A 1,052-nucleotide genomic window follows, 5' to 3' on the forward strand; every position below is an offset into this window, starting at 1 on the left:
ACAGGCAATAAAAAAGGCCGCCTAAGCGACCTTTCTTTAAGATGTCTTAACTATTAGTCAAGGATCTTAGATACAACACCTGCACCAACTGTACGGCCACCTTCGCGGATTGCGAAACGTAGACCTTCGTCCATCGCGATTGGAGCAATTAGCTCTACAACGAACTTCAAGTTGTCGCCTGGCATTACCATCTCTACGCCTTCCGGTAACTCAACAGCACCTGTTACGTCTGTTGTACGGAAGTAGAACTGTGGACGATAGCCTTTGAAGAATGGCGTGTGACGGCCACCTTCGTCTTTGCTTAGTACGTAAACTTCTGCTTCGAACTTAGTGTGCGGAGTGATTGAACCTGGCTTCGCCAATACTTGGCCACGCTCTACTTCGTCACGCTTAGTACCACGTAGTAGAACACCAACGTTCTCACCTGCACGGCCTTCGTCTAGAAGCTTACGGAACATTTCTACACCAGTACAAGTCGTCTTAGTCGTCTCTTTGATACCAACGATTTCTACTTCTTCACCAACTTTAACGATACCTTGCTCAACACGGCCTGTTACTACAGTACCACGACCTGAGATTGAGAATACGTCTTCGATTGGAAGAATGAACGGCTTGTCGATTGCACGCTCTGGCTCTGGAATGTATGAATCTAGTGCTTCGCCTAGCTCAACAATTTTCTTTTCCCACTCTGCGTCGCCTTCTAGCGCTTTAAGTGCAGAACCTTGGATTACTGGCAAGTCATCACCTGGGAATTCATACTCAGATAGCAACTCACGTACTTCCATTTCTACTAGCTCTAGAAGCTCTTCGTCATCTACCATGTCACATTTGTTCATGAATACGATGATGTAAGGTACGCCTACCTGACGACCTAGAAGGATGTGCTCACGAGTTTGTGGCATAGGGCCGTCTGTAGCCGCTACAACCAAAATCGCGCCGTCCATCTGTGCAGCACCGGTGATCATGTTCTTAACATAGTCAGCGTGTCCTGGGCAGTCTACGTGTGCGTAGTGACGTGTTGGAGTGTCATACTCAACGTGTGAAGTCGCGAT

The 1,052-nt window shown here is 47.7% G+C and carries 1 protein-coding gene; it reads right to left on the reverse strand.

Going from position 1 to position 1,052, the window contains the following annotated elements:
- Positions 1-53: 53 nt before the first annotated feature.
- Positions 54-1,052, reverse strand: a 999-nt coding sequence (gene tuf, locus QTP81_RS11710) for an elongation factor Tu (protein WP_289365700.1), incomplete at its 5' end; no start/stop codon positions are given.

The sequence above is a fragment of the Neoalteromonas arenosi genome, from assembly GCF_030362855.1.
Lineage (GTDB): Bacteria > Pseudomonadota > Gammaproteobacteria > Enterobacterales > Alteromonadaceae > Alteromonas_E > Alteromonas_E arenosi.